Raw genomic sequence first — 736 nt, 5'->3', positions numbered from 1 at the left:
GGCCTCATTTCTCGCTGCCGTCCAGATCAGATGCATCGCTCTCTGGGCTAAAATCTTGTGACGACACTATCTAAGGTCTGAAAAAGATCGTCGCTAACAAACTTGTTTTCATTTGCGATAACCTGACGAAAGCGGCGATCCCATTTTTCAGGTTGTTTGTTCATTTCCCCCCATGTCTTTAGGCTGACGTTGTTGTTATCAAAGCCATGGTAGAGGTAACCCATAAATATCAGAGCGTTGAGGAGTTCATCTTCAGGCTCTTCCTTATGACCCATGGTGAAGTTATCTTTTTTGTAGATTTTACCTATGTGCTCGCTTTTTGCACATAGCTCACCGAGCACCTGATGCTGCTCAACAAACCAACGGCCATAATCTGGATGTTGGTAAAGGTGACGTGCTTTGAATATCAACAACAACACTTGTTCGCTTACAGCGTCGTAAATATCGGGGAACGGCGATAATTCCCCGGAAAAAAGGGTGCTGATTTGTTGCGTTAGGTGTTCCGGTAATGGCATATAGCGCCCCTTTATTGTGATATAGATCACAGAAATAGAATGTACTTCTGCCAACCTGTAGATGGCATCTTGTCGCGTTTTTTTGTCTCTTATCCCTGTGCTGTCATAGCAGATTAATTTTGGATGATAAATATAAAAATAAACATTTCGCGAATTCAGATAATAAGTGCAACGCTCGGACATGATTGTGGAGAGTGTAGGAGGAAGGGTTAACTACCGAT

Annotated in this window: 1 protein-coding gene; it reads right to left on the bottom strand. The window is 42.9% G+C overall.

Features of this window, described 5'->3' with window-relative positions; genetic code table 11:
- Positions 1-47 precede the first annotated feature (47 nt).
- Positions 48-515, bottom strand: a complete 468-nt coding sequence (locus tag ACSZPU_RS26090) for a hypothetical protein (protein ID WP_499004519.1) — start codon at positions 513-515, stop codon at positions 48-50.
- Positions 516-736 lie beyond the last annotated feature (221 nt).

This window comes from Phytobacter sp. V69, from assembly GCF_965644215.1.
Taxonomy (GTDB): domain Bacteria; phylum Pseudomonadota; class Gammaproteobacteria; order Enterobacterales; family Enterobacteriaceae; genus Phytobacter.
This window is presented reverse-complemented; position numbering and strand designations above follow the sequence as displayed.

Excerpts from the sequence above, each read along its gene's own strand:
- ACSZPU_RS26090 (WP_499004519.1), bottom strand. The coding sequence starts at position 515 with ATGCCATTACCGGAACACCTAACGCAACAAATCAGCACCCTTTTTTCC.